The sequence below is a fragment of the Nodosilinea sp. LEGE 07088 genome, assembly GCF_015207395.1.
Lineage (GTDB): Bacteria > Cyanobacteriota > Cyanobacteriia > Phormidesmidales > Phormidesmidaceae > Nodosilinea.
Map to the genome: position 1 here is coordinate 1 of NZ_JADEWX010000099.1, position 22,201 is coordinate 22,201.

The window sequence follows — 22,201 nt, forward strand, 5'->3', positions numbered from 1 at the left end:
CCCATCTCCCCATCTCTCAAGTCCCCGCCTCGCCATCGCCCAAGACCCCGCCTTCAGCTTCTACTACCCCGACAACCTCGACATTCTCACGGCCCTAGGCGCTGAGCTCGTCCCGTGGAGCCCCCTAACAGATGAACACCTTCCCACCGCCATCGACGGCCTCTACTTCGGCGGCGGTTTTCCCGAGATGTTTGCAGCGGCGCTAGCCGATAATCGAGAATGTTTAACCCAACTTAAAACCCTTTTGCACCAGGGCTTGCCCGCCTACGCCGAGTGTGGCGGACTGATGTATCTGGCCACTACCCTGATCGATCTTGACGAAAAATCTTGGCCGATGGTGGGCGCCTTACCCACCACCGTACGCATGACCGGGCGACTCACCCTGGGCTACCGACAGGCGATCGCCCAGCAGCCCAGTCTGCTACTCTCACCGGGGCAAACCCTGTGGGGCCATGAGTTCCATCGCTCCCAGATAGATACCCAGCCAGCCCACCCCCTCTACCAGTTCACGCGCTACGGGGCCGCCCACCCCCACGCCACCGAAGGCTGGAGCCTGAACCAGATTCAGGCCTCTTACCTGCACCTGCACTGGGGCGGCTGCCCCGAGGTTGCCCAGGCTCTCGTAACCACCTGCCGTCAATATCGTCAACAATGCGCCTAAAAAGCCCCTCTTCTCCACTACTGGGATAAAGAGGGGCCGGTCTGTCATCACCTGTCACGCCATCGCGCTGGTGCGACAGGTTGTGCCGATGCTTCGCCATCGACCTACAGATAGGCCCGAGCGCGCATGGCAGAAGCCTGGATGTGGCGTTGGACAGTCCAGCGATCGCCAGTGGCCATTCCAGCCGCTTTGAGGCTGGGCAGATAACCATTACCCAGGGCATTACTCATTTGAATTAGTTGGTCAGTGGTCCAGGCTTTAGACGCTTGAGTGGCCATAACAAAACCTCCTGTGTGGAATACATCTATGTTAGCAAACCGTAAAAATAGATACCAAACACAGCCTGTGTACCTGGCATGAGCAGGTTTAATGCAAAGATACTGCCGAGAAGAAACATCACGCCCAGCCAAAATCCCAGAGCAATCCTCCTGCTCCCAGTCAGGCCCTCAGTCAGGATAGAGGCCAAGTAATAAAAAAACGCCATCCCCGGTACTAGGGATGGCAACGTAGGCTTTTGCCGTTTGATTCAGCCCAACCCGAGGGATCCCTAGGGCTCCAGGCTCGACCTAATCGCCAAAGGCAGAAATGGCTGTTTTAGCTGACTCAATGGCTTCGGTCAGCAGGGTGGAATGCTCGGTGAGGCTGGTCATAGCCTCGGCGGGGTCAGCGGCACCGAGCTCAGCGGTATCGCTGGACAGGGTAGCGATCGCCCCCGAGACCGCATCAAATGCCTGTTGCAGGTCGTCGAATTTGGCACCTAACTGGGTATCGAGAGCCACCTTCAGCTGGTCGGGGGCGGCAGCCAATGTGGTCTTAAACTGAGCGGTGTCGGCCACGAGGGTATCAAAGGCCGTAGCCGCAGCGTCTAATGTCGTGGTAGCGCTTTCAACCATAGGATCTAACGTGCCTTCGGGGGTGGGAGACTTCGCGGCCTTGCTTAACTGCTTGGTCAGGTCTTTGGTCACCGACTTGAGGGGCTTTAGTGCAGCACTAAAGGAATCTTCGAGCACATCGGCATACTCGTCGAGAATTGACTCCACAAACTCCTGCGCCGCCTCAGTCATCTCAAGATCCATAGTTTCGGTCAGGGTGCCCTTCGTCGCGGCCTGGGCTTGGGAAGAGGCCCCCGGCAAGCTCACAAAAACCAGGGTGAATACCAAAACACCAGCCGCCATGGCCTTGAGAGCCCGACTGGTGAGTTGATGAAGGTAAGTCAGCATGAAATCGTTCCTAAGTTCTAAAGAGTCACAACCTTGCAATAGCCCGTCAAATTGAGAAAGCTCAGCATTTCGATGGCACTTTTTAAACAGTGTTAGAGCCACCAAAATGACGTTAACAACCGTGCCGACACCGAGAAAATCTCCAGAGACGCTCTCTTGGTAAAGTCGTGTAAGGATTCACACAATAACATTAGAAGCCACCCAAACAGCAATACCCCAAGCCATCGCCCAAAGCCACCTAGGGGGCTGTATACAATTTCCGAACCTCGCTCAATTAATCCACAAAGCGGATATCAACGCTTAGGATAGGTGGTCATCCAAGGTTTGCTCTCATGCCCCGAAAGCAGCCTGAACCAGGGGAATACGCGATCGCCCCTGGCCTCAGAGTCACCGCCAATCCGCTCTCCTTAACCGTTACTTAGAGACGACTTAGACCATAGCTGGTAGCGCTGAGAACCCTGGCTCCTAAAGATTGTATACAGTGCCTTTAAAAATTGTATACAATGCCATTCCTCTGCCGATTAAGGCCAGTATTTCAAACCAGAATATTGTTGTAGTGTCCTGATTTCTTAACATTTGGTTGGCCAGGCAGCCACGGTTTAGCGCACCAGAGAACACCGCCACGACAGCTCTTTGCCCCAGCCAAGGGCTGTAACCCCCGGCCTGGGGCCGCGATTAATGCTATGGTTAGAGCAATATCTTTTGTGTTGATGTGTTGAGATAAGGAGTCTGATTGTGGTTGAGCCGTTACTCAGTGGCATTGTTCTAGGGCTTATTCCGGTCACTCTAGCGGGGCTGTTCGTAGCGGCCTATATGCAATATCGCCGGGGCAACCAGTTCGATCTATAGCTCGATATCGAGTCAGGGCAGTGCTAGATAGGCGCTCCCCACCGCCGCCTCAACGGAGGCGGCGTTTTTAATAGGTACAGACATAAGGCTGGCCCGCAACTGCCGCCAAGTCTCGTTAGCGGCTCCGCCCCCTGCTGTGTAGATTTGTCGCAGTGGTGAAGCCCCTAGCTGGGCCAAGAGTTCGTAGCCCCGCTGTTCAATTCGGGCAATGCCCATCAACAGGCCATGGAGAAAGGCGACATCGTCGTCGGGGCGAGGGGTCAAGCGGGGAGCTAACCCAGGGTCGTTAATGGGGAATCGCTCTCCTGGTGAAACCAGGGGATAGTAATCGAGCGGCGTAGCCTCGACGGGGTTAATCTGTTGGCTCAGCGCGATTAGCGCCTCTCGGGTAAAAAATTTTTCAAGCACGGCACCGCCACTGTTTGAAGCGCCCCCCACCAGCCACTGGAAACCCAATCGGTGGCTGTAAATCCCATACTCTCCAGCCTCAATGCGCTGGTCACTCAGCAGCTTAATCACCAGGGTTGACCCCAGCGACGTGACCCCATCCCCAGGGTCGGTAGCGCCACTGGCCAAAAATGCGGCAATGCTGTCGGTGGTACCGGCGACCACCTGGCACTGGGGTGCCAGGCCAAACCGCTGAGCTACTGACGCCATGACTGGCCCAACCGGTGCTCCGGGCGCAACCACCCGAGGTAGCACAGGGCTCCAGGGCTGGCCCAGCATCCAGCTGGGATAGCCCAAACGGCCCACGTCGTAGCCGAGCTTAAGGCTGTTGTGGTAGTCACTCACCCCCCATTGGCCATGGAGCTGAGCGCTCACCCAGTCGGCCTGATGCAGCAGGTACCTGGCCCGTCGCCAGGTTTCAGCGGGTAACGCCTGGTGCCACCACACCAGCTTAGCCAGACTAGAGGTGGCGCTGGCCGCAGGGCTATGGATAGGGGCTAGGGCTTTGACGGTGGTGAGCGAGTCGGGGCAGGGATGGTTATAGAACAGCGGCGGCGCGATCGCCTCGCCCAAGGCATCACACAACACCACCGTAGCCGACGTGCCGTCAATGGCAATACGGCCCACCTGCGGGCGAATATCCTGGGGCAGCGCCTCTAATAGGCTAAATAAGGCCTGCTGCCAGCAATCTGGAGCCGGGAGGTCGGGGTAGCTCGCTCGGTGCTGCCAACATAAATGCCGCTGCGGATTGACCACAGCGGCACGCACCCCAGAGGTGCCAAAGTCTAGACCTAAGGCTAGGGAAGTAACCGTCATCGGGAAAGAGCCCTAGCAACAACGCGGCTGACCCTCCCCAAATCTGCCTTAGATGCTCAGCTCGCTCAGCGATCGCATCATGTAGTCGAAGGGATAATCAACCACAGCCGGATCCGCAACACCCGCTTCCTGAACTTTGGCCCTGATGATACCCTTCATGATTTCAATCCCCATGACCGTCGGCCCAATGGGCACGCCCAGGGAGTTGTAGGTCTCGCGCAGGCCGGTGAGCACCCGCTCGTCGAGCACATCGGGGTTGCCCGCCACCAGGGCATAGCTACCGTAGCGCAGGTAGTAGTCCATATCGCGGAGGCAGGCGGCGTAGCGGCGGGTGGTGTAGGCATTGCCGCCGGGGCGAATCAGCTCCGGCACCTGCTCAAACAGAGTGACGCCCGCTTCTTTGACAATGCCAGCTGCATTGGCGCTGATGACAGCTGCTGCCTGAATGCGATCGAAGCCGCTATCAAAATACGACTTAATCGAATCGAGGGCGCTGCTATCGAGATAGCGCCCGGTGTTGTCATAGGTTCTGATGAGCGTGGTGACAGCGTCCCGCATAAATGGTTTCTCCCAACTCTCACTTGGCAAACAGCATTTCATAAAAAGATGGTGGTGTATTACCCACCCCTGGCCTGAGGCTCTAACCCCTGCAAAAACCAGGTTTTATCCTCCCAGAAGAATACCACGGGGGTTAGCCCCCTAAGCTGCAACGCCCCGTCAGAGCCAGGACTTCATGAGTGAATCGTTACAAAACATCATGGACTGTTATGGCTCTTTTGTTGGCTTTCTCTGACGAAAAGTAGTGGGTGATACAAAACAGGCTATGCCCTCTTCCTAGGATTATGCAGATACGTTGATGCCTGTAAAACCAGCGGTATTGGCTTACCTATGTCGTATCAGCGGCATGGGTTTTGGCATGTCTGGCTCCTCCCCGTGAGGAACAGCTATCCCGTGAGGAACAGCCACCAACGGAACCGACGTCGGTTTTTCCGCAGATTGAACGCTAATCGAGGCTAAGGAGTAGTTCATGGCAACCCCAGCAGACATCCTGAAGAAAATTGAGGATGAAGGCATTGAGTTAATTGACCTGAAGTTTATTGATATGCCGGGTATCTGGCAGCACCTCACCGTGCACAAGAGCCAGATTGACGAGAGCAGCTTTACCGATGGGGTGGCCTTCGACGGCTCCAGCATTCGTGGCTGGAAGGCCATCAACGAGTCTGACATGATGATGGTGCCCGACCCCGACAGTGCCTGGCTCGACCCTTTCATGGCCGAGCCCACGCTGAGCATGATTTGCACCATCAAAGAGCCCCGCACTGGCGAACTCTACTCTCGCTGCCCCCGGGCGATCGCCACCAAGGCGATTGCCTACCTCAAGACCACTGGTTTAGGTGACGCCGCCTTCTTTGGCCCCGAGGCCGAGTTCTTCATCTTCGACGACGTGCGCTTCGACCAAAACGAGCACTCGGCCTACTACTACGTCGACAGCGTCGAAGGCCGCTGGAATACGGGTAAAGAAGAAGCCGGCGGCAACCTGGGCTATAAGCCCCGCTACAAAGAGGGCTACTTCCCCGTCGCCCCCACCGACACCTCCCAGGACATGCGCAGCGAAATGCTGCTGACCATGGCCAAGCTAGGCGTGCCCATTGAGAAGCACCACCACGAAGTGGCTACGGGCGGCCAGTGCGAGCTGGGCATCCGCTTCGGCGAGCTGATTCAGGCGGCTGACTGGCTGATGATCTACAAGTACTGCATCAAAAACGTCGCCAAGAAGTATGGCAAGACCGTCACCTTTATGCCCAAGCCCCTGTTTAACGACAACGGCTCGGGTATGCACACCCACCAGTCGATCTGGAACAACGGCGAACCCACCTTTGCAGGTGACAAGTACGCTGGCCTGAGCCAAAACGCGCTCTACTACATCGGCGGCATTCTCAAGCACGCTCCCGCCCTGCTGGCGCTGACCAATCCCACCACCAACTCCTACAAGCGGTTGGTGCCAGGCTTTGAAGCGCCGGTGAACCTGGCTTACTCCCAGGGCAACCGCTCGGCCTCGGTGCGCATTCCCCTCTCGGGCGACAGCCCCAAGGCCAAGCGGCTAGAGTTTCGCTGCCCCGATGCCACCTCGAACCCCTACCTGGCCTTTGCGGCCATGCTCTGCGCCGGTATCGACGGCATCAAGAACCAGATCGACCCCGGCGACCCGCTGGATGTGGATATCTACGACCTCAGCCCCGAGGAGCTGGCGAAGATTCCTTCGACCCCTGGTTCACTGCTGGATGCTCTCAAGGCCCTGGAAGCTGACCACAGCTTCTTGACTAGCACTGGCGTCTTTACCGAAGACTTCATTAGCAACTGGATCGAGTACAAGCTCGATAACGAAGTCAACCCCATGCGCCTGCGGCCCCACCCCTACGAGCTGGCGCTCTACTACGATTGCTAGAGGAGCAGCGCTCGTAGATATAGCGAAGGCCAGGGTTCAGGCCCTGGCCTTCGTTAGTATATTTACCGCCTATGTCGGCCGTCACGTTGGTTAAGCATAGAGGCTGAGGTCTATTCGGCCGTTGCCTCTAGCTTATCTTGGGTTTGGGTCCCAAAATCGCTGGCGGCGTGGCGCTCGTGGAGTTGCTCTTCGGGGGGCCCCCAGGTGCGGTTCACCATGCGTCCGCGCTGTACCGCTGGCCGGGTTGCGATCGCCTCGGCCCATCTGACTACCTGGGTATAAGACTGGGCATTTAAAAACTCGGCGGCATTGTAGAGGTGGTTCAAGACCAGCGCACCGTACCAGGGCCAGATGGCGATGTCGGCAATGGTGTAGGCCGCGCCGCAGATGTAGGGCCGATCGGCTAGCTGGCGATCGAGCACGTCCAGCTGCCGCTTGGTCTCCATGGTGAAGCGATCGATGCAGTACTCAATTTTGGTGGGGGCGTAGCTGTAGAAATGCCCGAAACCACCCCCCAGGTAAGGCGCTGAGCCCACCTGCCAAAATAACCAGGATAGGCATTCTGCCCGCTGAGCTGGCTCGGTGGGCAGAAAAGCGCCAAATTTTTCCGCCAGGTAGAGCAGGATCGACCCCGATTCGAATACGCGGGTCGGGGGGGTAGTGCTTTGATCTACCAGGGCAGGAATCTTAGAGTTGGGATTGACGGCCACAAAGCCACTGCCAAACTGGTCGCCCTGGTTAATTTTGATTGGGTAGGCGTCGTACTCAGCTTCAGACTTACCCAGAGCCAGAAGCTCTTCCAGCATGATCGTGACCTTTTGACCATTGGGGGTCGCCAGGGAGTAGAGCTGCAGCGGATGCTGCCCCACTGGCAGGTCTTGGTCGTGGGTGGGGCCGGCAATGGGCCGGTTGATCTTGGCCCAGGTGCCCCCATTCTCAGCATCCCATTGCCAGACTTTTGGCGGTGTGTAAGTTGACGGTGTTTCCATGGGGTAGCTTTGGTGTAAGGCAATCACGCCTGACAGCCTAGCGTAGTCTCTAGTCCGATCGCCTGCCATGCCGCCAACTCCGCCGCGCATTTACTGCCTGCTCGCCACCGAAGCCCCCATGTCGTTGTGCTCTGGGCACGATTGCCGGGGCGTAGTTTTGCCGCGCCAGAGTGCTCCTCTAGGGCCACCCGCAACGCTTTGATTTTTTGGGCGACGCGCTGCTTGGTCTTGAGGTTGTCGTCGCGATCGCTAGCATAGGGACGGAGCCAGGTATATAGCGGCATGGGTTAATGCATAGAAATTTCTTACAGTTTCCATTAATTAAACAAATGGTGGATTTGCTAGAAGTTTTAATATTATTGCCCTAAACGATCGCCGAGAGAAGTTTTAGGTTATTAATCTTACCAAATAGAGTCCTATTTAGTGACTTGAATTACTTTGCTGAACGATGCCAGTGGATTTAAGCCTAAGCCAATAAATTCTTAACTCTCTAAAAAGCTCAATCTGTACAATTTTTGAAAATTCCAGTCAGCTTAAGATTCGCCAACGTATTTTCAAAAACAGTATTTCGCGTTAATCTCTCACACAATGAAAAAGAGTTCTATTACTTACGTTCCTATCAAGTTGGCGCTGCCAAGTCCAGATCGAAAAGATTGGCAACTGTAGTTTGCTCACGGATAGCACTCCATTTCGGCATTTGGATGAGGGTTAGATCCTCAGCCGGTAGATATCGAGTTAGTAAATCTGCTGGTCTGTTGCGGCCATGCGGAGATCTGCGATGCAGCCTGAGTGCTGTGCAGGCTAGGACACATCATTCTGAGGGAGATAATACGTCATGGTTCACGCAATTACTCAACCGATCGCTACTCAATCAGCGCTGACTGAGGCAGATGTGCACAGCATGGACGCCTACTGGCGGGCCTGCAACTACCTGGCGGTGGGGATGATTTATCTGCGCGACAATCCCCTGCTCAAGCAGCCGCTGCGGCCCGAGCACGTCAAGCATCGCCTGCTGGGCCACTGGGGTGCCTCACCGGCCCTGAGCTTCACCTACATTCACTGCAACCGGCTGATCAAAAAGTATGGCCTGGACATGATCTTCATGGCGGGGCCTGGGCACGGGGCTCCCGGCGTGTTGGGGCCGGTGTATCTAGAAGGCACCTACTCTGAACTCTATCCCGACAAGAGCGAAGACCTTGAGGGCATGGGCCGCTTCTTTAAGCAGTTTTCGTTCCCTGGCCACATCGGTAGCCACGTTACCCCCGAGACCCCCGGCTCTATCCATGAGGGCGGTGAACTGGGCTACAGCCTTTCCCACGCCTACGGGGCCGTGCTAGATAACCCGGAGCTGATTGTCACCTGCGTGGTGGGCGATGGCGAAGCCGAGACCGGCCCCCTGGCAGCGGCCTGGCACTCGAACAAGTTCATCAACCCGGCGCGGGACGGGGCCGTGCTGCCGATTTTGAATCTCAACGGCTACAAAATTGCCAACCCCACGATTCTGGCCCGCATCTCGGTGGAGGAGCTGGAGTATTTGTTTCGGGGCTATGGCTACACCCCCTACATCGTCGAGGGCAGCGACCCGGCGGAGATGCACCGGAAGATGGCGGCGGTCATGGAAGAGTGCATGCTCGCCATTAAGGCCGTGCAGCGAGAGGCGCGTATTGGCGGCAATATCGAGCGGCCCCGCTGGCCGATGATTGTGCTGCGCACGCCCAAGGGCTGGACTGGCCCCCAGGAGGTCGATGGCCACAAGGTGGAAGGGTTTTGGCGCGCCCACCAGGTACCCATGGGCGGCATGCACAGCAACCCCGAGCACCTGCGCCTGCTGGAAGAGTGGATGCGCAGCTATCGACCCGAAGAACTGTTTGACGAAAATGGAACGCTGATCCCCGAGCTGAAGGCGCTGGCTCCCGAGGGCGATCGCCGCATGGGGGCCAACCCCCACGCCAACGGCGGGCTGCTGCGCCGAGCCTTGAAAATGCCCGCGTTTCAGGACTATGCGATCGAGATGTCTCGACCGGGCACCGTGACGTTTGAAAATACCAAGGTGCTGGGCTTCCTGATGCGAGACATCATGCGGGACAACCCCGACAACTTCCGCCTGATGGGGCCAGATGAAACCGCCTCTAACCGCTTGCAGGCGGTGTACGAGGTGACCAAAAAAGTCTGGATGGCCGACCTGTACCCCGAAGATCTCGATGGCAGTCAGCTGTCGCGGGACGGTCGGGTGATGGAAATGCTCAGCGAGCATACGCTCCAGGGCTGGCTGGAGGGCTATCTGCTCACCGGGCGGCACGGCCTGTTCCACACCTACGAGGCCTTTGCCCACGTGGTGGGCTCGATGTTTAATCAGCACGCCAAGTGGCTCGATGTCTGCCGCAACCATGTGCCCTGGCGGCGATCGGTGTCTTCGCTCAATATTCTGCTGTCGTCCCTGGTGTGGCGGCAGGATCACAACGGCTTTAGCCACCAGGACCCGGGCTATGTCGATCTGGTCACCAACAAAAACCCGGACGTGGTGCGGGTCTATTTTCCGCCCGATGCCAACTGTCTGCTGTCGGTGGCCGACCACTGCTTCCGCAGCGTGGATTACATCAACGTGATTGTCGCCGACAAGCAGAAGCACCTCCAGTACCTGTCGATGGAGGAGGCGGTGAAGCACTGCACCAAGGGCATCGGCATTTGGGACTGGGCCAGCAACGACGACTGCGGCACGGAGCTAGACATTCCCGACGTGGTGATGGCCTGCTGCGGCGACATTCCCACCCTCGAGTCGCTGGCGGCGACGGCGATTCTGCGGGAAGAGTTTCCCTATCTCAAGGTGCGGTTCATCAACGTAGTCGATCTGTTCAAGCTGATGTCGGCAGGAGAGCATCCCCACGGGTTATCCGACTGGGACTTCAACTCTCTGTTCACCCCCGACAAGCCGGTGATCTTCAACTTCCACGGCTACCCCTGGCTGATTCACAAATTGGTGTACCGCCGTGCCAACCAGGAGCGCATTCACGTGCGGGGCTACAAAGAGCGGGGCAACATCAACACCCCGCTGGAGCTGGCGATCAACAACCAGATCGATCGCTTCAACCTGGTGATCGACGTGATTGACCGGGTGCCCAAGCTGGGCTCAGCCGCCGCCTATGTCAAGGAACGGATGAAAAACAAGATCATTGAATGTGTCGCCTATGCCCATACCCACGGCATGGACTCAGAAGAAATTACCGGTTGGCAGTGGCCGGGCTAGATCGATCCGTTTGTACTCTTCAAAAAATAGTCCCATGGTTACAACACCCCCCTCACACAACCCGGTTCAAATCGAAGACGATCGCACGGGTTTAGATATTGAAACCCTGCGGCGAGCAATTACCGACAATCTCTACTACCTGCAGGGACAGCTTCCTGAGACGGCCTCCCAAAATGATCTCTATCTGGCTTTGGCTTATACGGTGCGCGATCGCCTCATGCCCCGGTGGTTGCAGTCCAACCGCACCTACTGCGATCCAGCGGCGCGGGTCGTGTGCTACCTGTCGGCGGAGTTCCTTCTGGGTCGCCACCTGGAGAACAACCTGATCAACCTGGGCATTCGTGAACCGGTGCGTCAGGCGCTAGCCGCCTCCAACCTAGATCTGCAGGCGCTGATTGAGCAGGAAGAAGAGCCGGGATTGGGCAACGGCGGTCTGGGGCGCTTGGCCGCCTGCTACATGGATTCTCTATCTACCTTAGAGATTCCGGCGATCGGCTACGGCATTCGCTACGAATTTGGCATCTTTGACCAGGAGATCCGCCAGGGTTGGCAGGTCGAAATTACCGACAAGTGGCTACAGTACGGCAACCCGTGGGAAATTGCCCGGCCCGACTTTGCCGTCAATGTCGGCTTTGGTGGCTATACCGAAGCCTATCTCGATCGCCGTGGTCACTACCGGGTGCGGTGGGTGCCCGCCCAGATCGTCAAGGGCATCCCCTACGACACGCCCATTTTGGGCTACCAGGGCAACACCACCAACACCCTGCGCCTGTGGAAATCAGAGGCTCCCGAGTCGTTTGATTTTCAGGCCTTTAACCGGGGCAACTACTACGGGGCGGTGGATCAGAAAGTGGCCTCTGAAAACTTGACCAAGGTGCTGTATCCCAACGATGAGATGGTTCAGGGCAAGGAACTGCGCCTTGAACAGCAGTTTTTCTTTGTGTCTTGCTCGCTTAAAGACATGATCCGCATTCACCTGAGCAGCGGTCAGGGACTGGAGACCTTCCACGAGAAGTTTGCCGCCCAGCTCAACGACACTCACCCGGCGATCGGGGTGGCGGAGCTGATGCGCCTGCTGATCGATACCCACCAGATGGACTGGGATACGGCCTGGCACATCACCCAGAGTACCTTTGCCTTTACCAACCACACCCTGCTGCCCGAAGCGCTAGAAAAATGGCCCATTGAGCTGTTCGGCAAGCTGCTGCCGCGCCATCTGGAAATCATTCTGGAGATCAACTATCACTTCCTGGAGCAGGGGCGGCAGCGGTCGCTCAGCCCGGCCCAGCTGGAGGCTCTGTCGCTGATTGACGAAAGCGGCGATCGCTACGTGCGCATGGCCAACCTCGCCTGCGTGGGCAGCCACTCGATCAACGGGGTCGCCGCCCTCCACACCGAACTGGTCAAGTCCACCATCCTCAAAGACTTCTACGCCGTCTCGCCCGAAAAGTTCAACAACAAAACCAACGGCGTTACCCCCCGTCGCTGGATGGTGCAGAGCAATCCCCGCCTGAGCGAATTAATTACCAGCACCATTGGCGATCGCTGGATTCGCCACCTCGACGACCTGCACCATCTGACAAACGTTGCCCAGGACGCCGGTTTTCGGCAGCAGTGGCGGCAGATCAAGCTGGCCAATAAGCGGGATCTGGCGGCACACATTCAGCAGCGCACCAGCATTGTCGTCAACCCCGACTCCCTGTTTGACGTGCAGGTGAAGCGCATTCACGAGTACAAGCGCCAGCACCTGAACGTGCTCCACATCATCACGCTCTACAACCGGATCAAGGCCAACCCGGCCATCGATATGCAGCCCCGCACCGTTATCTTTGGGGGCAAAGCCGCGCCGGGCTACGCCATGGCCAAGCTGATGATTAAGTTCATTACGGCGGTGGGGGATGTGGTCAACCACGACCCGGACGTGGGCGATCGCCTCAAGGTCGTCTTCTTGCCAGACTACAACGTCAGCTTTGGCCAGCGGGTCTACCCCGCCGCCGACCTCTCAGAGCAAATTTCTACCGCCGGTAAGGAAGCCTCGGGCACCGGCAACATGAAGTTTTCCATGAACGGGGCCCTCACCATTGGCACGCTGGATGGTGCCAATGTCGAAATTCGGGAAGCCGTGGGTGCCGACAACTTTTTCCTGTTTGGCCTGCGCACCGAGGCGGTGGCGAAGCTCAAGGCCGAGGGCTACTACCCCTGGGACATTTATGCCGAAAATGAAACCCTGCGGGCGGTGATTGACCGGGTGCAGTCGGGCCATTTTTCCCCCGACAATCCTGAGCTGTTTCGGCCCCTGATCGATGGCTTGCTCTACCACGACCCATTTATGCTGCTGGCCGACTATCAGGCTTACATCGACTGTCAGGACCAGGTGAGTGCAGCCTACCGCGACCCAGAACACTGGACCGGCATGTCGATCTGGAATGCGGCCAACATGGGTCGGTTTTCGAGCGATCGCGCCATCCGCGAGTACTGCCAGGATATTTGGCGGGTTGGTGCCGTCAAGGTGCCCGTAGCGGCCTATGACCCAGCGACAGCAGCGATGACTCGGTAGAGGTTATGGATCTAACGACTCTTCATCGACCAGAGATAACCATCCTGGGGCGACCGGCAGAGCAAGGCCGGTGGTTTCTGATTCCCCTGGGTATGACAGTTCTGCTCTGCCTGGGCAGCGTGTATTCCTGGAGCATTTTTAGAACTCCCTTAGAAAACGAACTGGGCATAAGTGCGACTCAAAGCCTGTTGCCCTATACCGTTGTACTGGTTTTCTATGCGGCGCTGATGCCGATCGCGGGCTTTTACATGCCTCGGATTGGTACCCGCACCACCACGGCGATCGGCGGTATTGTCGTGGGGGTGGGCTATCTTCTTTCTAGCTTTGCAACCCAGGTCAGTACCCTGGTTTTCACCTATGGGGTGATGGCGGGCACGGGCGTTGGTATTGCCTACGGTGTGCCCATGGTAGTGGCATCGCGCTGGTTTCCCGACAAGAAAGGGTTGGCGGTGGGGCTGACGATTGTGGGCTTTGGGCTGTCGCCCCTGGTCACCGCTCCCCTGGCTAATTACCTGATCGCGACCTACTCCGTGCGACCCACCCTACGCATTTTGGGAATCGCGTTTGCCGCGATTATTGTAGTCATTGCTCTGACGATGAAGCTGCCGCCTAAGGATTGGCATCCGCAGCGCTATGTCGCCGCCGCTAAGTCAATCTCGGCCCCAGCCTACCCGCGCAACTTAGTCAGGAGCCGATCGTTTTATGGGCTGTGGATTTGCTATGCGATCGGCTCCTTAGTGGGCTTGAGTGCGATCGGCATCTCCAGCTCCGTCGGGCAAGAAATTATTGAGATTAGTCCGACCGTGGCCGCTAGCAGTGTTTCCTTATTTGCGCTGTTCAATGGCGTGAGCCGACCGCTATTTGGCTGGCTGAGCGATCGCGTTAAGCCTCACTATGTGGCAATTTTCTCCTATGGTTTGGTTTTAATCGCCTGCGTATTGATGATCAATGCTGGCCCTGGCCAGGTTGCCACCTATCTGATGGCCTTTTGCCTGTTTTGGTTCTGTCTGGGCGGTTGGCTAGCCATGGCTCCCACGATCACGCTGCGTTTCTTTAACCCTGACCAGTATGCTCAAAACTACGGCATTGTCTTTACGGCCTATGGCGCGGGGGCGTTGGTTGGCACGTTAGCAACGGGTCGAATTCGAGATTTATTTGGCACCTACAACTATGTGTTTTATCCGATGGCGATTTTGGCGATAATTGGCATTTTTGTAGCCGGGGTGCTGCTCAAACGAGAACGAGCCACGGCATCCTAACAACTAAAATAACCTGAGTTCGGGATAAGCCAAAACCCGTATTTCTCCGTCGCCTTATTGCCCTGCTACTCAACGAGACGGCGTCGTTTCAGCGATTCCAGCTTTAGAGCCAGCCCTTAACAATCGGTGGCTGGATGGGAGTTCATCACGGATGCTGTATTAAGCGCATCCTCAAATTGAATTGGTATAACCTGGCACTAGGTCTTATACCAAATCCTGCCTGAATACCCCCGGTTCGTAGGGGCATAGCATGCTATGCCCCTACGAGGTTCCTGATTATGAATCAGAGTTTCCCAAATCGGATTTGGTCTTACGTACTAGACCCAGGTAGCCCTCACGTTTCACCCAAAGTTGAAAACAGTTCCGAGAACAGATCGTCTCGCTTTTGCCAAATCGCTTTGGGTTGGCAGGCTTGTTGCTGATGGTTTCGGAGGCATTTTTTCGCTTGCGCTAAGTAGCTCTCAAGGTGACCGTTGTAGCGTTTTTGGCGCTTAAGCAATGCTCTCTGGGTCAATGAATTCTTCAGGCTATGGGCATTGTGCAGGCTAGATAAAAGGGCGTCAATGTCTGTTTCCAAAGCCGTGCGATCGCTATCCTGCACCAGTGATAGTCTTAACACCATGCAGGCAATTGCAAAAATTTTGCCCAGGTCAGAAATTTCATTAATTCGTCGAGGATACAAGTCGCGGATAGAGTCAATTTCTGGGGAAGAAAAAGCGCCGACCTGCTTCTCTAGATTAAACGCACGAGAAATGCGATAAGTGCGTTTATCATCCTGTTTATCTTTTTCGATTACTCCCCCTTCTTCAGCTATAGCCCAAGCTGTGTTCAGTAAACGGGTAGCATGCAATAGTTTGCCCTCCCAGTCAATTTCTGTCAAAGGAGCATCATCAGGATCAAATTCACTAGCCACGTTACTGCATACCATAAACAGACCCCTAATAAAAAACAAATGGCAGGCATTCGTGCCAAACAAATAAATAGTGCGGGTGGGATGATGGGGTGACACCTTAGGCAGGTCTTTGGGATTGACCGCCAGTAGCGACATATCTAGAACCAGCAGCTGTTTTTCTGACTGTACAAGTTGGCTATACTGAGGTCCTCTGGTTTCATAAATAGGCGGAATTTTTTCAATGTAGTAGGCACCAAATTCATCCAGATTGTTTTTGAGAAGGCCACTCTTTTCTTTGATTTGGTAGTAACATTGTCGTCCGGTTTCTGCGTAGGTAATCAGGGCATGATTTCGCAGTTGCCTAGCCCAAGCGAAACACTGGTTTGGGTCAAGCTGCCTGGAGCGATTGCCGTTAGTTTGAGTGATTAAGTTTAGCTTTCCAGCTTCGGTGTAGGCAGCAATTAGATAAACCCAGGCTTGCATAGCTGCATAGCAGGCATACACTTCACTATCGCCATCTGCGGCTGCATAAAGTCTGGCCTTCTCTGCCATATATACACGCCCCCAGTGAATGGAAGCATCCGTTCGTTGACGCCCGACAAAGCTTTCTGTTGGCAGATAGTCGTCATCTCGGGGTACCCGCCTAGGGAAAAACAGTAGCAGCTTGGTTCTCAAGAAAGCCATGCGGCTGAGCAGCAAGTAGTGAGGGTGAAACGTGCCCTGAGAAACCTCGTTGAGCACCACATATTTTCTCAGGCGCAGGCTGGCGTGACGCTGGGCCTGGTCTAGGGTTTCCCAAGCGCGCTGTACCAAAATATCTCGATTGACATCTGCTTGACATCCCGGGGGTAAATACTGAGGCTCGCGATCGCTAGTGTCATAGATATAGTAATAGTTGGCTAAGCAGAGCAGATAACGAATTACCAGAGCTCCAGAGAATACTTCAAAAGGCTCGGTTTCTAGGCGGGTACTTTCTAGCCCCTGCTCAACAAATCGATCTAAAATTTCCAACCGCCTTAGATAGGGGCGTACAGGCCGATATACGCCTTCATCCAATAGGGCTTCGACTATGGAAAGACAAGCATCAAAATAAATGTACGGATCGGTTTTTTGAAGCTGAGCCTCTGCGTCTGGGCCGATTGGTAACAGATTTTGCTCAATCATGCCGATCATAGCTAGGGATGAGAAGGGGTAACCCTGGAGGCAAGTCCAGGCATCTTGCATTACCTGGGAACGCTCTACTCGTTGACACAGCTGTTGAATATACTTGTCAGGCCGAATGCCAGCGCTGCGAATCGCCTGCAAGCGTGCCTGCAAAGATGCCTGGGCTTGAGACAGCAAAAAATCAAACCCACAGTAGTCGCCATGGCCAATTGGGTCGGCAAAGGAAAAGTTTTCGTAATCGCTAAATTCGTTGTCTTGACAAGCGTTAAGGGTTTCTCCTACCAGCTGTCGGCGGCACAATTTAACTAGGCTATGGGCCCATACTGGCGAGGCCACATTATCGCGAATAATGGCCTGGGTTGAGGTCACATCGTGGGCGATTGGGAAATACTCTCTCAGACAGGGAATGTCTTGCAGCAGCGCCTTGTTGATGACCTTAATTACGTGGGATAGGGCACCGCCAATGCCGGTACTGCTAACCGTAAAGTCAATGCGCCTGCGATCTTGACTTCCTAGACGATCGAGCACATCGCCAATGATTGGTTCGTAACCTTGGGGTACCTTGACATAGAACTCAACCACTACTTGGGTAGATTCCTGGGATGCCAACTCATAATCTCCGGGCCCAGGAAGCTCTAGATAACGGGTGAGGCTAATGGACTGGTCGAGTTGACGCAAGGCCGGGTGTAGTAAGGGCGGGTAGGGGCCACTGCTTTGGGTCAATACATCCAACTCTTTATCGGCAAAGGGCAGTGGCCCCGACGGGGTCAGCGTAATGCGCTTGAGATATACCGGGAATTGATCGGTCAGTCGCTCATTGGCAACGATAGTTTGGGCTAGTTTTTTGACGAAGGCGGGTTGCAAGTACTGACGCACGTAGTAGTCGACAATGGCTTCCCCAGAGCTAGACAATTGCTGATTGCCACTGCGGGCTAATAGACGGCGCACCTCTCGCTGAGCCTTGCGAGTGAGTTCTTTGACCGTATCCTCACGTCTTTGAACGTTTGAACTGTTAGCTTTACGAGCATCCTGAGATGGCAGAAAGGCTAAGGATTGTCGCACAACATCGTTAACTAAGTCATCTACCTCACCCAGGTTTTTGAGCGCGATCTCAGCTTGGGAAAAATCGAGCCCTACGGTAGCCTTGTATAGGCGCAACAGCATTTCATAATTTTCTAACCCGCCTACGGTTTGCAAAATCAGCAGCGATCGCTGCAGTAGAGTAAGCCCATCTCCCGCTTGCAAACCCAAAGCATGGCGCTCCTCTGGTGCAAGCTCAACCAGCTTGGAGAGGGTAGTGAGCATGTCCTCAACAGCCAAAACTCGGGTGTGCGGCAATTCAAAATTTTGATAGCCTTCAGCCAGGCTGTTGCGTAGATTGCTCAGTAGCTTTACTACATCGCCTGTGGTGGTGCGGCTAAGACGACCCAGCTTCCTGCTTCGCTCATCGGGGCTTAAATCATCCTGTAAAAGGGCAGTGACCACCTTACGCAACTCTTTTTTGCCCAGGTGCTCCTCGATTGCTTTGGCGTTAATGGCACCACTTGGTTTTTGGGTAAAGGCTAAACAAGCGCATAGATAATAATACAGATGGTAGCTGCGTTCGTAATCAGCCGGGCTATCTGAAGGCATTCCGAGAGTTGAGAAACTTTTTGACCAGTTTTAGGAAAGTTTGGCCCGCACTGCCGCCCCCTCTCCTCTATCAAGTTCCCATGAAGCTTGTCTTGATCGTGTAGTTTGAGCTACCAAAAAAAAGCTAAAAGACTTGAACAGCAAATTATTTGTAAAAAACAATACAAAAATTCTGGAGAGAATAGCCCACATATCACCCCAGGATTTGGAGTGAGGCCCCCTTCTCACCTGTATACAGAATTCATTAATCCTCTAAAAATAAGGTCAGGGAATCCTGCATTAGGCCGCTGGCTTCCCTGACCGCCAATCACCAGAACATTGTTCTAATGACTCTCAGAGATTACTCCAAAATTTTGGAATTGTCTCTAGGAACTATCTTCTCATGAGGGTAGCAGCTGAAAAGAGCATCATTAGGATAATGACCTCTGGTTCTTTTCCTGTAAACCTCAGAACCCTTAGGAGGGAAGTTGTATGTTAGTCCCCTACTTAGATAGTTCGCATCCCCACCACCCTCACCACCTGGAATGCCCACACTGTGGGCGTCATACCGTGGTCACTAAAGCAGAGAGTTACTATGTCTGTCTGCATTGCGGTTGGGAGCGTGATTTATCTAGCGAATGGCCCCGCGGCATGGCAGAGGTCTTTTCCTTTGTTGTCACCGGTCTGTTGCTGTTGCTCATCTTTTAAATTCGTTAGGTGAGTTTGTTAGAGCACGTGAGTACGGTTTGTGAGGCCGTTTTACCGCCATCGGTAGACGGCCTTACTTTTGAGTTTTAGTTACCAGAGGTCACCCATGGGCTCATCCAAGGACTGATAGGCATCATCATTAGCTTTAATCCACAGGTTGGCTACCCAGTTCCCTATGCTCTGCCCCACCCAACTGTTGCCCTCGGTGCTGAGGTGAATATGGTCGAAGTACAGCGGCGCATAGTTAGTGGATTTAAGCAGGAGCAAAAAATCGAGATAGGGAATCGCTTGGCTATGGGCAAAATGGGTCAGCCGCTGGCGGGCCACCCGTTCGTAGTCTCTGGGGCCTTCGCCTTCTAATTCCCGCCGCAGGGGAGTCATCGCCAATAGTAGCTGACCCTGAGCAGCCTGAACGGTTTGGTGAAGCTGACGAATCGCCTCTAAATTGACTCCGACGCGATCGCCCGGTTGATCGTGCAGGGCCTGTAGTTCAGGGCTGGGTTTGTAGGAGCGGGAGCGAGATAGGGCTTCCCACAGGGCCAGGGGCGGGCGGCGAGTAGGATACTGGGGATTGCGACCCAGATCGCAGCTGTGGGGGGCGATCGCAAACAGGTCGTCGGTGTTGAGCACCAGCAGCACCACCTGGGCATCAAAGGTGCCAAACCGCAGCACATAGCCAAGCTCGTTGCGGGGCCCCCAGGAGTTGGCCGAGGCGTTGAGCACCTCAACGGCCTTGCAGCCTGGGAGATCTGGTGCCGCCAAGGCCTGTTGCACCCGAAGGGAGAGCAACTCAGACTGGTCAGTCCACCAGCCACCGTTGACAATAGAATCCCCCAGCATCAGTACTCGCAGGGTGTCAGTCGGTCGCTGACGGGCAATCGCTGGCCCTCGCATTGAGTATTGGTTGATTTCAATGCGTCGACCTCGCCGCCGGAGGCGTTGGTTGGGAGCGAGGCGGTAGCCCGTGCGAATATCGGCCACATAGAGGGGCGGGGTGCCGAGGCCGTATCGACGGCGTAAAAACAGCTCTGCGATCGCGACGACAACCGCACCAGCCCCCAACACCCAAAGCACTGTATTGACCACAATGATTTGAACCCGCTCCCCGAAAACAGCCAGGCCTATCTTACTTGCACAAACAGCAACCTAGCCCAGAACAAGCTGGAATTGACTGTTCTCCCCTGCCAGAGGTTGCGAAAACAAAAAACCTGTGCTGTAGTATGTATACTACAAAATTCTGATAGCAAACCTCTCGCGTCATGACTTCCTTTCAGCAAATCATTCGCTACTACGGTCGTTACCGTCGGGCGGCACTGTTTAGTATTGCCGCCAGTAGTCTCTTTCAAGTGGTGGATTTGGCGGTGCCCTACTGCATTGGCCAACTGCTCAACGTGCTCTCCAGTCAGCCTATCGATCCGCTGAGTCAGGGGCTGGTCGATCGCGTGGCGGCTCTAGGGGGTTACCCTGCCGGGTCGGGGCTGGCCATCGCCCTTTTCCTGGCCGTTATCTTTGTCGTTACGGTAGTGCGCGCCCCGATTCAGCCCTGGTTGGGGGTTTGGTTTCACTGGGATATTGCCCTGCGAACCCGGCGCGATCACTCTAGGGCCGTGGTCAGTAAACTCCTAACGCTGCCGCTGGGTTTCTACGATGAAAATAACCCTGGCCGCATTGCGGGGCGAGTGGCGCGGGGGCTATCTAACCACACTTGGACCTATCCTGAAATTGCCGGACAACTCATTCCTAAGCTCTTTCGCATTGCCGGGATCTTTTTACTGATTGCCTGGATTGACTGGCGCATTGCCCTGGTGTTTTTAGTGTCGTTCGTTGTGATCCTGGGCTTTAGTCTCAAGGACTTGATTCGGCTCACTCAAAAAGAACGAGTTCTCGATCGCTACATTGAAAATACCGAAAGCCGCACCTCGGAGCTGATCACCAACATCAAAACGGTGAAAGCCTTTGCCACCGAGGCCGAAGAACTGCGGCGGCAGAGCCAGCGACTGGAGCGCGAGTTCACCATGGTGGATTACATTATCCACAGGGGCTACGTCATTCTCACCACCTGGCAGGACTTAATTATTCAAAGCTGCGTCTTTGGCATTTTAGTGCTGACGCTAGTCGCTACCCTGCGGGGGCACATTTCCCTAGGGCACTTTGTCACCACCCTGACGGTGTCGAGTATGGCCTACTCGGAGCTGGAGCCCATTAGCAACCTGGCGGAAATTTTTGCCCGCCGCTATGCCTCAATGCTGCGGTATCACGAGTTTATGGGCGAGCCCCTAGGTACCGATGTGGTTAACCTCACCGATGCTCCCGAGAGCATGCCCAACTATTGCTTTACCGGCAAGGTGCACTTCGACCAAGTGAGCTTTGGCTATGCCGACGACAAACCCGTACTCCAAAACATCGATCTCGTGATCGAGCCCTATCAAACGGTGGCGCTGGTGGGGCGATCGGGCTCTGGTAAGTCGACTCTGGTGAAACTGCTGTTTCGCTACTTCGACCCCAGCAGCGGCCGCATTCTAATCGACGGCGAAGACATTCGCCGCCTAGATGTGACGGGATATCGGAAACAGCTGGCGATCGTGCACCAGGAAGTGGATGTGTTTAACGGCACCTTACTCAGCAACCTAAGGTACGGCAACCCCGCCGCCTCAATGGAGCAGGTGAACAAAGCCTGCCGCATTGCTCGGGTAGATGAGTTCATTCATCGCCTGCCCAAGGGCTACTACACCGTAGTCGGCGAACGAGGGGTACGCCTCTCGGGTGGGCAACGACAGCGGTTGGGCATCGCCCGTGCCCTGCTGGTCAACCCCGACGTGCTGATCTTCGACGAAGCCACCTCCAGCCTCGACTACGAGTCAGAGCGTTCGATTCAGCTGGCCATGCGCGCTATTTTGGGCACTCGCACGACGCTGATCATTGCCCACCGGCTCAGCACCGTGCGGGAGGCCGACAAAATCGTAGTGCTAGAAGCAGGCCGCATTGCTGAAGTGGGCAACCACGAGCAGCTACTGGCCCACGGCGGTATCTATCACCGCCTCCACGTACTGCAAGAAACCGGGGAAATGGTGGCCTAGAAAGTTGGCAACACAGCCAAAATAAAGACGCTGGTCTCAGGATCAGCGTCTTTATTTATGGCTCTTGTTAGCCGGTACAGCAATTTTGCCCTAGCCTTACGATTGAGGGGGTTTTAATCCGCTGCTTTGCTTTACTGGACAGTGGGAAGTTCTCTGTCCAGTGACGAGCCGCCAAGAAAAACGGACATGGGTTAAGTCAAACGACCCGTCATGCCCGAAACTGGCTGATATAGAACGTTTCAGCCAGCAATATTATGGAGC

The 22,201-nt window shown here is 55.3% G+C and carries 14 protein-coding genes and 1 pseudogene; 7 read left to right on the forward strand and 8 right to left on the reverse strand.

Features of this window, described 5'->3' with window-relative positions; translation table 11 throughout:
* A pseudogene (locus IQ254_RS19400) lies at positions 1-661 on the forward strand (cobyrinic acid a,c-diamide synthase); the annotation flags it as partial.
* 104 nt (positions 662-765) lie between these two features.
* On the opposite strand, the gene IQ254_RS19405 reads toward IQ254_RS19400, so the two are convergent.
* Positions 766-939: a hypothetical protein gene (locus IQ254_RS19405; protein ID WP_193967813.1), complete on the reverse strand. Its 174-nt coding sequence runs from the start codon at positions 937-939 to the stop codon at positions 766-768.
* Positions 940-1,227: 288 nt separating this feature from the next.
* Complete coding sequence (locus IQ254_RS19410) at positions 1,228-1,881, reverse strand: hypothetical protein (RefSeq protein ID WP_193967814.1); 654 nt, start codon at positions 1,879-1,881, stop codon at positions 1,228-1,230.
* Positions 1,882-2,616: 735 nt separating this feature from the next.
* Between IQ254_RS19410 and petG the strand changes: the two genes are divergently transcribed.
* Positions 2,617-2,730 carry a cytochrome b6-f complex subunit V gene (gene petG, locus IQ254_RS19415; protein ID WP_193967815.1) on the forward strand — a complete coding sequence of 38 codons (114 nt, stop codon included), beginning with the start codon at positions 2,617-2,619 and terminating at the stop codon, positions 2,728-2,730.
* Positions 2,731-2,742: 12 nt separating this feature from the next.
* Here the strand turns inward: petG and IQ254_RS19420 are convergent, their stop codons facing one another.
* Together IQ254_RS19420 and apcB are read right to left on the reverse strand one after the other, a co-directional pair.
* The gene (locus tag IQ254_RS19420; RefSeq protein ID WP_193967816.1) at positions 2,743-3,993 is read right to left on the reverse strand and encodes an FGGY-family carbohydrate kinase; all 1,251 of its coding nucleotides are present in this window, start codon (positions 3,991-3,993) and stop codon (positions 2,743-2,745) included.
* Between the two features lie 48 nt (positions 3,994-4,041).
* Positions 4,042-4,551, reverse strand: coding sequence for an allophycocyanin subunit beta (gene apcB, locus IQ254_RS19425; RefSeq protein ID WP_193967817.1), 510 nt, complete (start codon positions 4,549-4,551; stop codon positions 4,042-4,044).
* Between the two features lie 469 nt (positions 4,552-5,020).
* Here apcB and glnA point away from each other — a divergent pair, with 469 nt between their 5' ends.
* The gene (glnA, locus tag IQ254_RS19430) at positions 5,021-6,439 is read left to right on the forward strand and encodes a type I glutamate--ammonia ligase (RefSeq protein WP_193967818.1); all 1,419 of its coding nucleotides are present in this window, start codon (positions 5,021-5,023) and stop codon (positions 6,437-6,439) included.
* Positions 6,440-6,549: 110 nt separating this feature from the next.
* Here glnA and yghU read toward each other — a convergent pair whose 3' ends face one another.
* Together yghU and IQ254_RS19440 are read right to left on the reverse strand one after the other, a co-directional pair.
* Positions 6,550-7,428 (reverse strand): glutathione-dependent disulfide-bond oxidoreductase, encoded by an 879-nt coding sequence (gene yghU, locus IQ254_RS19435; protein WP_193967819.1) that lies wholly within the window; start codon positions 7,426-7,428, stop codon positions 6,550-6,552.
* Between the two features lie 23 nt (positions 7,429-7,451).
* Positions 7,452-7,712, reverse strand: coding sequence for a hypothetical protein (locus IQ254_RS19440; RefSeq protein ID WP_193967820.1), 261 nt, complete (start codon positions 7,710-7,712; stop codon positions 7,452-7,454).
* Positions 7,713-8,263: 551 nt separating this feature from the next.
* Between IQ254_RS19440 and IQ254_RS19445 the strand changes: the two genes are divergently transcribed.
* The 3 genes from IQ254_RS19445 to IQ254_RS19455 are packed head-to-tail and all read left to right on the forward strand — an operon-like array spanning position 8,264 to position 14,488.
* Positions 8,264-10,672 (forward strand): phosphoketolase, encoded by a 2,409-nt coding sequence (locus IQ254_RS19445; RefSeq protein ID WP_193967821.1) that lies wholly within the window; start codon positions 8,264-8,266, stop codon positions 10,670-10,672.
* 34 nt (positions 10,673-10,706) lie between these two features.
* A complete protein-coding gene (locus tag IQ254_RS19450; RefSeq protein WP_193967822.1) occupies positions 10,707-13,229 on the forward strand; it encodes a glycogen/starch/alpha-glucan phosphorylase in 2,523 nt (840 codons plus the stop codon).
* 5 nt (positions 13,230-13,234) lie between these two features.
* Positions 13,235-14,488 carry an OFA family MFS transporter gene (locus IQ254_RS19455; protein ID WP_193967823.1) on the forward strand — a complete coding sequence of 418 codons (1,254 nt, stop codon included), beginning with the start codon at positions 13,235-13,237 and terminating at the stop codon, positions 14,486-14,488.
* Positions 14,489-14,822: 334 nt separating this feature from the next.
* Here the strand turns inward: IQ254_RS19455 and IQ254_RS19460 are convergent, their stop codons facing one another.
* Complete coding sequence (locus tag IQ254_RS19460) at positions 14,823-18,176, reverse strand: hypothetical protein (RefSeq protein WP_193967824.1); 3,354 nt, start codon at positions 18,174-18,176, stop codon at positions 14,823-14,825.
* 777 nt (positions 18,177-18,953) lie between these two features.
* Positions 18,954-19,949 (reverse strand): GDSL-type esterase/lipase family protein, encoded by a 996-nt coding sequence (locus IQ254_RS19465; protein WP_313887500.1) that lies wholly within the window; start codon positions 19,947-19,949, stop codon positions 18,954-18,956.
* 173 nt (positions 19,950-20,122) lie between these two features.
* Here IQ254_RS19465 and IQ254_RS19470 point away from each other — a divergent pair, with 173 nt between their 5' ends.
* Positions 20,123-21,940: an ABC transporter ATP-binding protein gene (locus IQ254_RS19470; protein WP_193967825.1), complete on the forward strand. Its 1,818-nt coding sequence runs from the start codon at positions 20,123-20,125 to the stop codon at positions 21,938-21,940.
* The last annotated feature ends 261 nt before the right edge of the window (positions 21,941-22,201 follow it).

What these genes read in the sequence shown, in the direction of transcription:
- IQ254_RS19405 (WP_193967813.1), bottom strand. Translation starts at nt 939, where the DNA reads ATGGCCACTCAAGCGTCTAAAGCCTGGACCACTGACCAACTAATTCAA.
- IQ254_RS19410 (WP_193967814.1), bottom strand. Translation starts at nt 1,881, where the DNA reads ATGCTGACTTACCTTCATCAACTCACCAGTCGGGCTCTCAAGGCCATG.
- IQ254_RS19420 (WP_193967816.1), bottom strand. Translation starts at nt 3,993, where the DNA reads ATGACGGTTACTTCCCTAGCCTTAGGTCTAGACTTTGGCACCTCTGGG.
- apcB (WP_193967817.1), bottom strand. Translation starts at nt 4,551, where the DNA reads ATGCGGGACGCTGTCACCACGCTCATCAGAACCTATGACAACACCGGG.
- glnA (WP_193967818.1), top strand. Translation starts at nt 5,021, where the DNA reads ATGGCAACCCCAGCAGACATCCTGAAGAAAATTGAGGATGAAGGCATT.
- yghU (WP_193967819.1), bottom strand. Translation starts at nt 7,428, where the DNA reads ATGGAAACACCGTCAACTTACACACCGCCAAAAGTCTGGCAATGGGAT.
- IQ254_RS19440 (WP_193967820.1), bottom strand. Translation starts at nt 7,712, where the DNA reads ATGCCGCTATATACCTGGCTCCGTCCCTATGCTAGCGATCGCGACGAC.
- IQ254_RS19445 (WP_193967821.1), top strand. Translation starts at nt 8,264, where the DNA reads ATGGTTCACGCAATTACTCAACCGATCGCTACTCAATCAGCGCTGACT.
- IQ254_RS19450 (WP_193967822.1), top strand. Translation starts at nt 10,707, where the DNA reads ATGGTTACAACACCCCCCTCACACAACCCGGTTCAAATCGAAGACGAT.
- IQ254_RS19455 (WP_193967823.1), top strand. Translation starts at nt 13,235, where the DNA reads ATGGATCTAACGACTCTTCATCGACCAGAGATAACCATCCTGGGGCGA.
- IQ254_RS19460 (WP_193967824.1), bottom strand. Translation starts at nt 18,176, where the DNA reads ATGCCTTCAGATAGCCCGGCTGATTACGAACGCAGCTACCATCTGTAT.
- IQ254_RS19470 (WP_193967825.1), top strand. Translation starts at nt 20,123, where the DNA reads ATGACTTCCTTTCAGCAAATCATTCGCTACTACGGTCGTTACCGTCGG.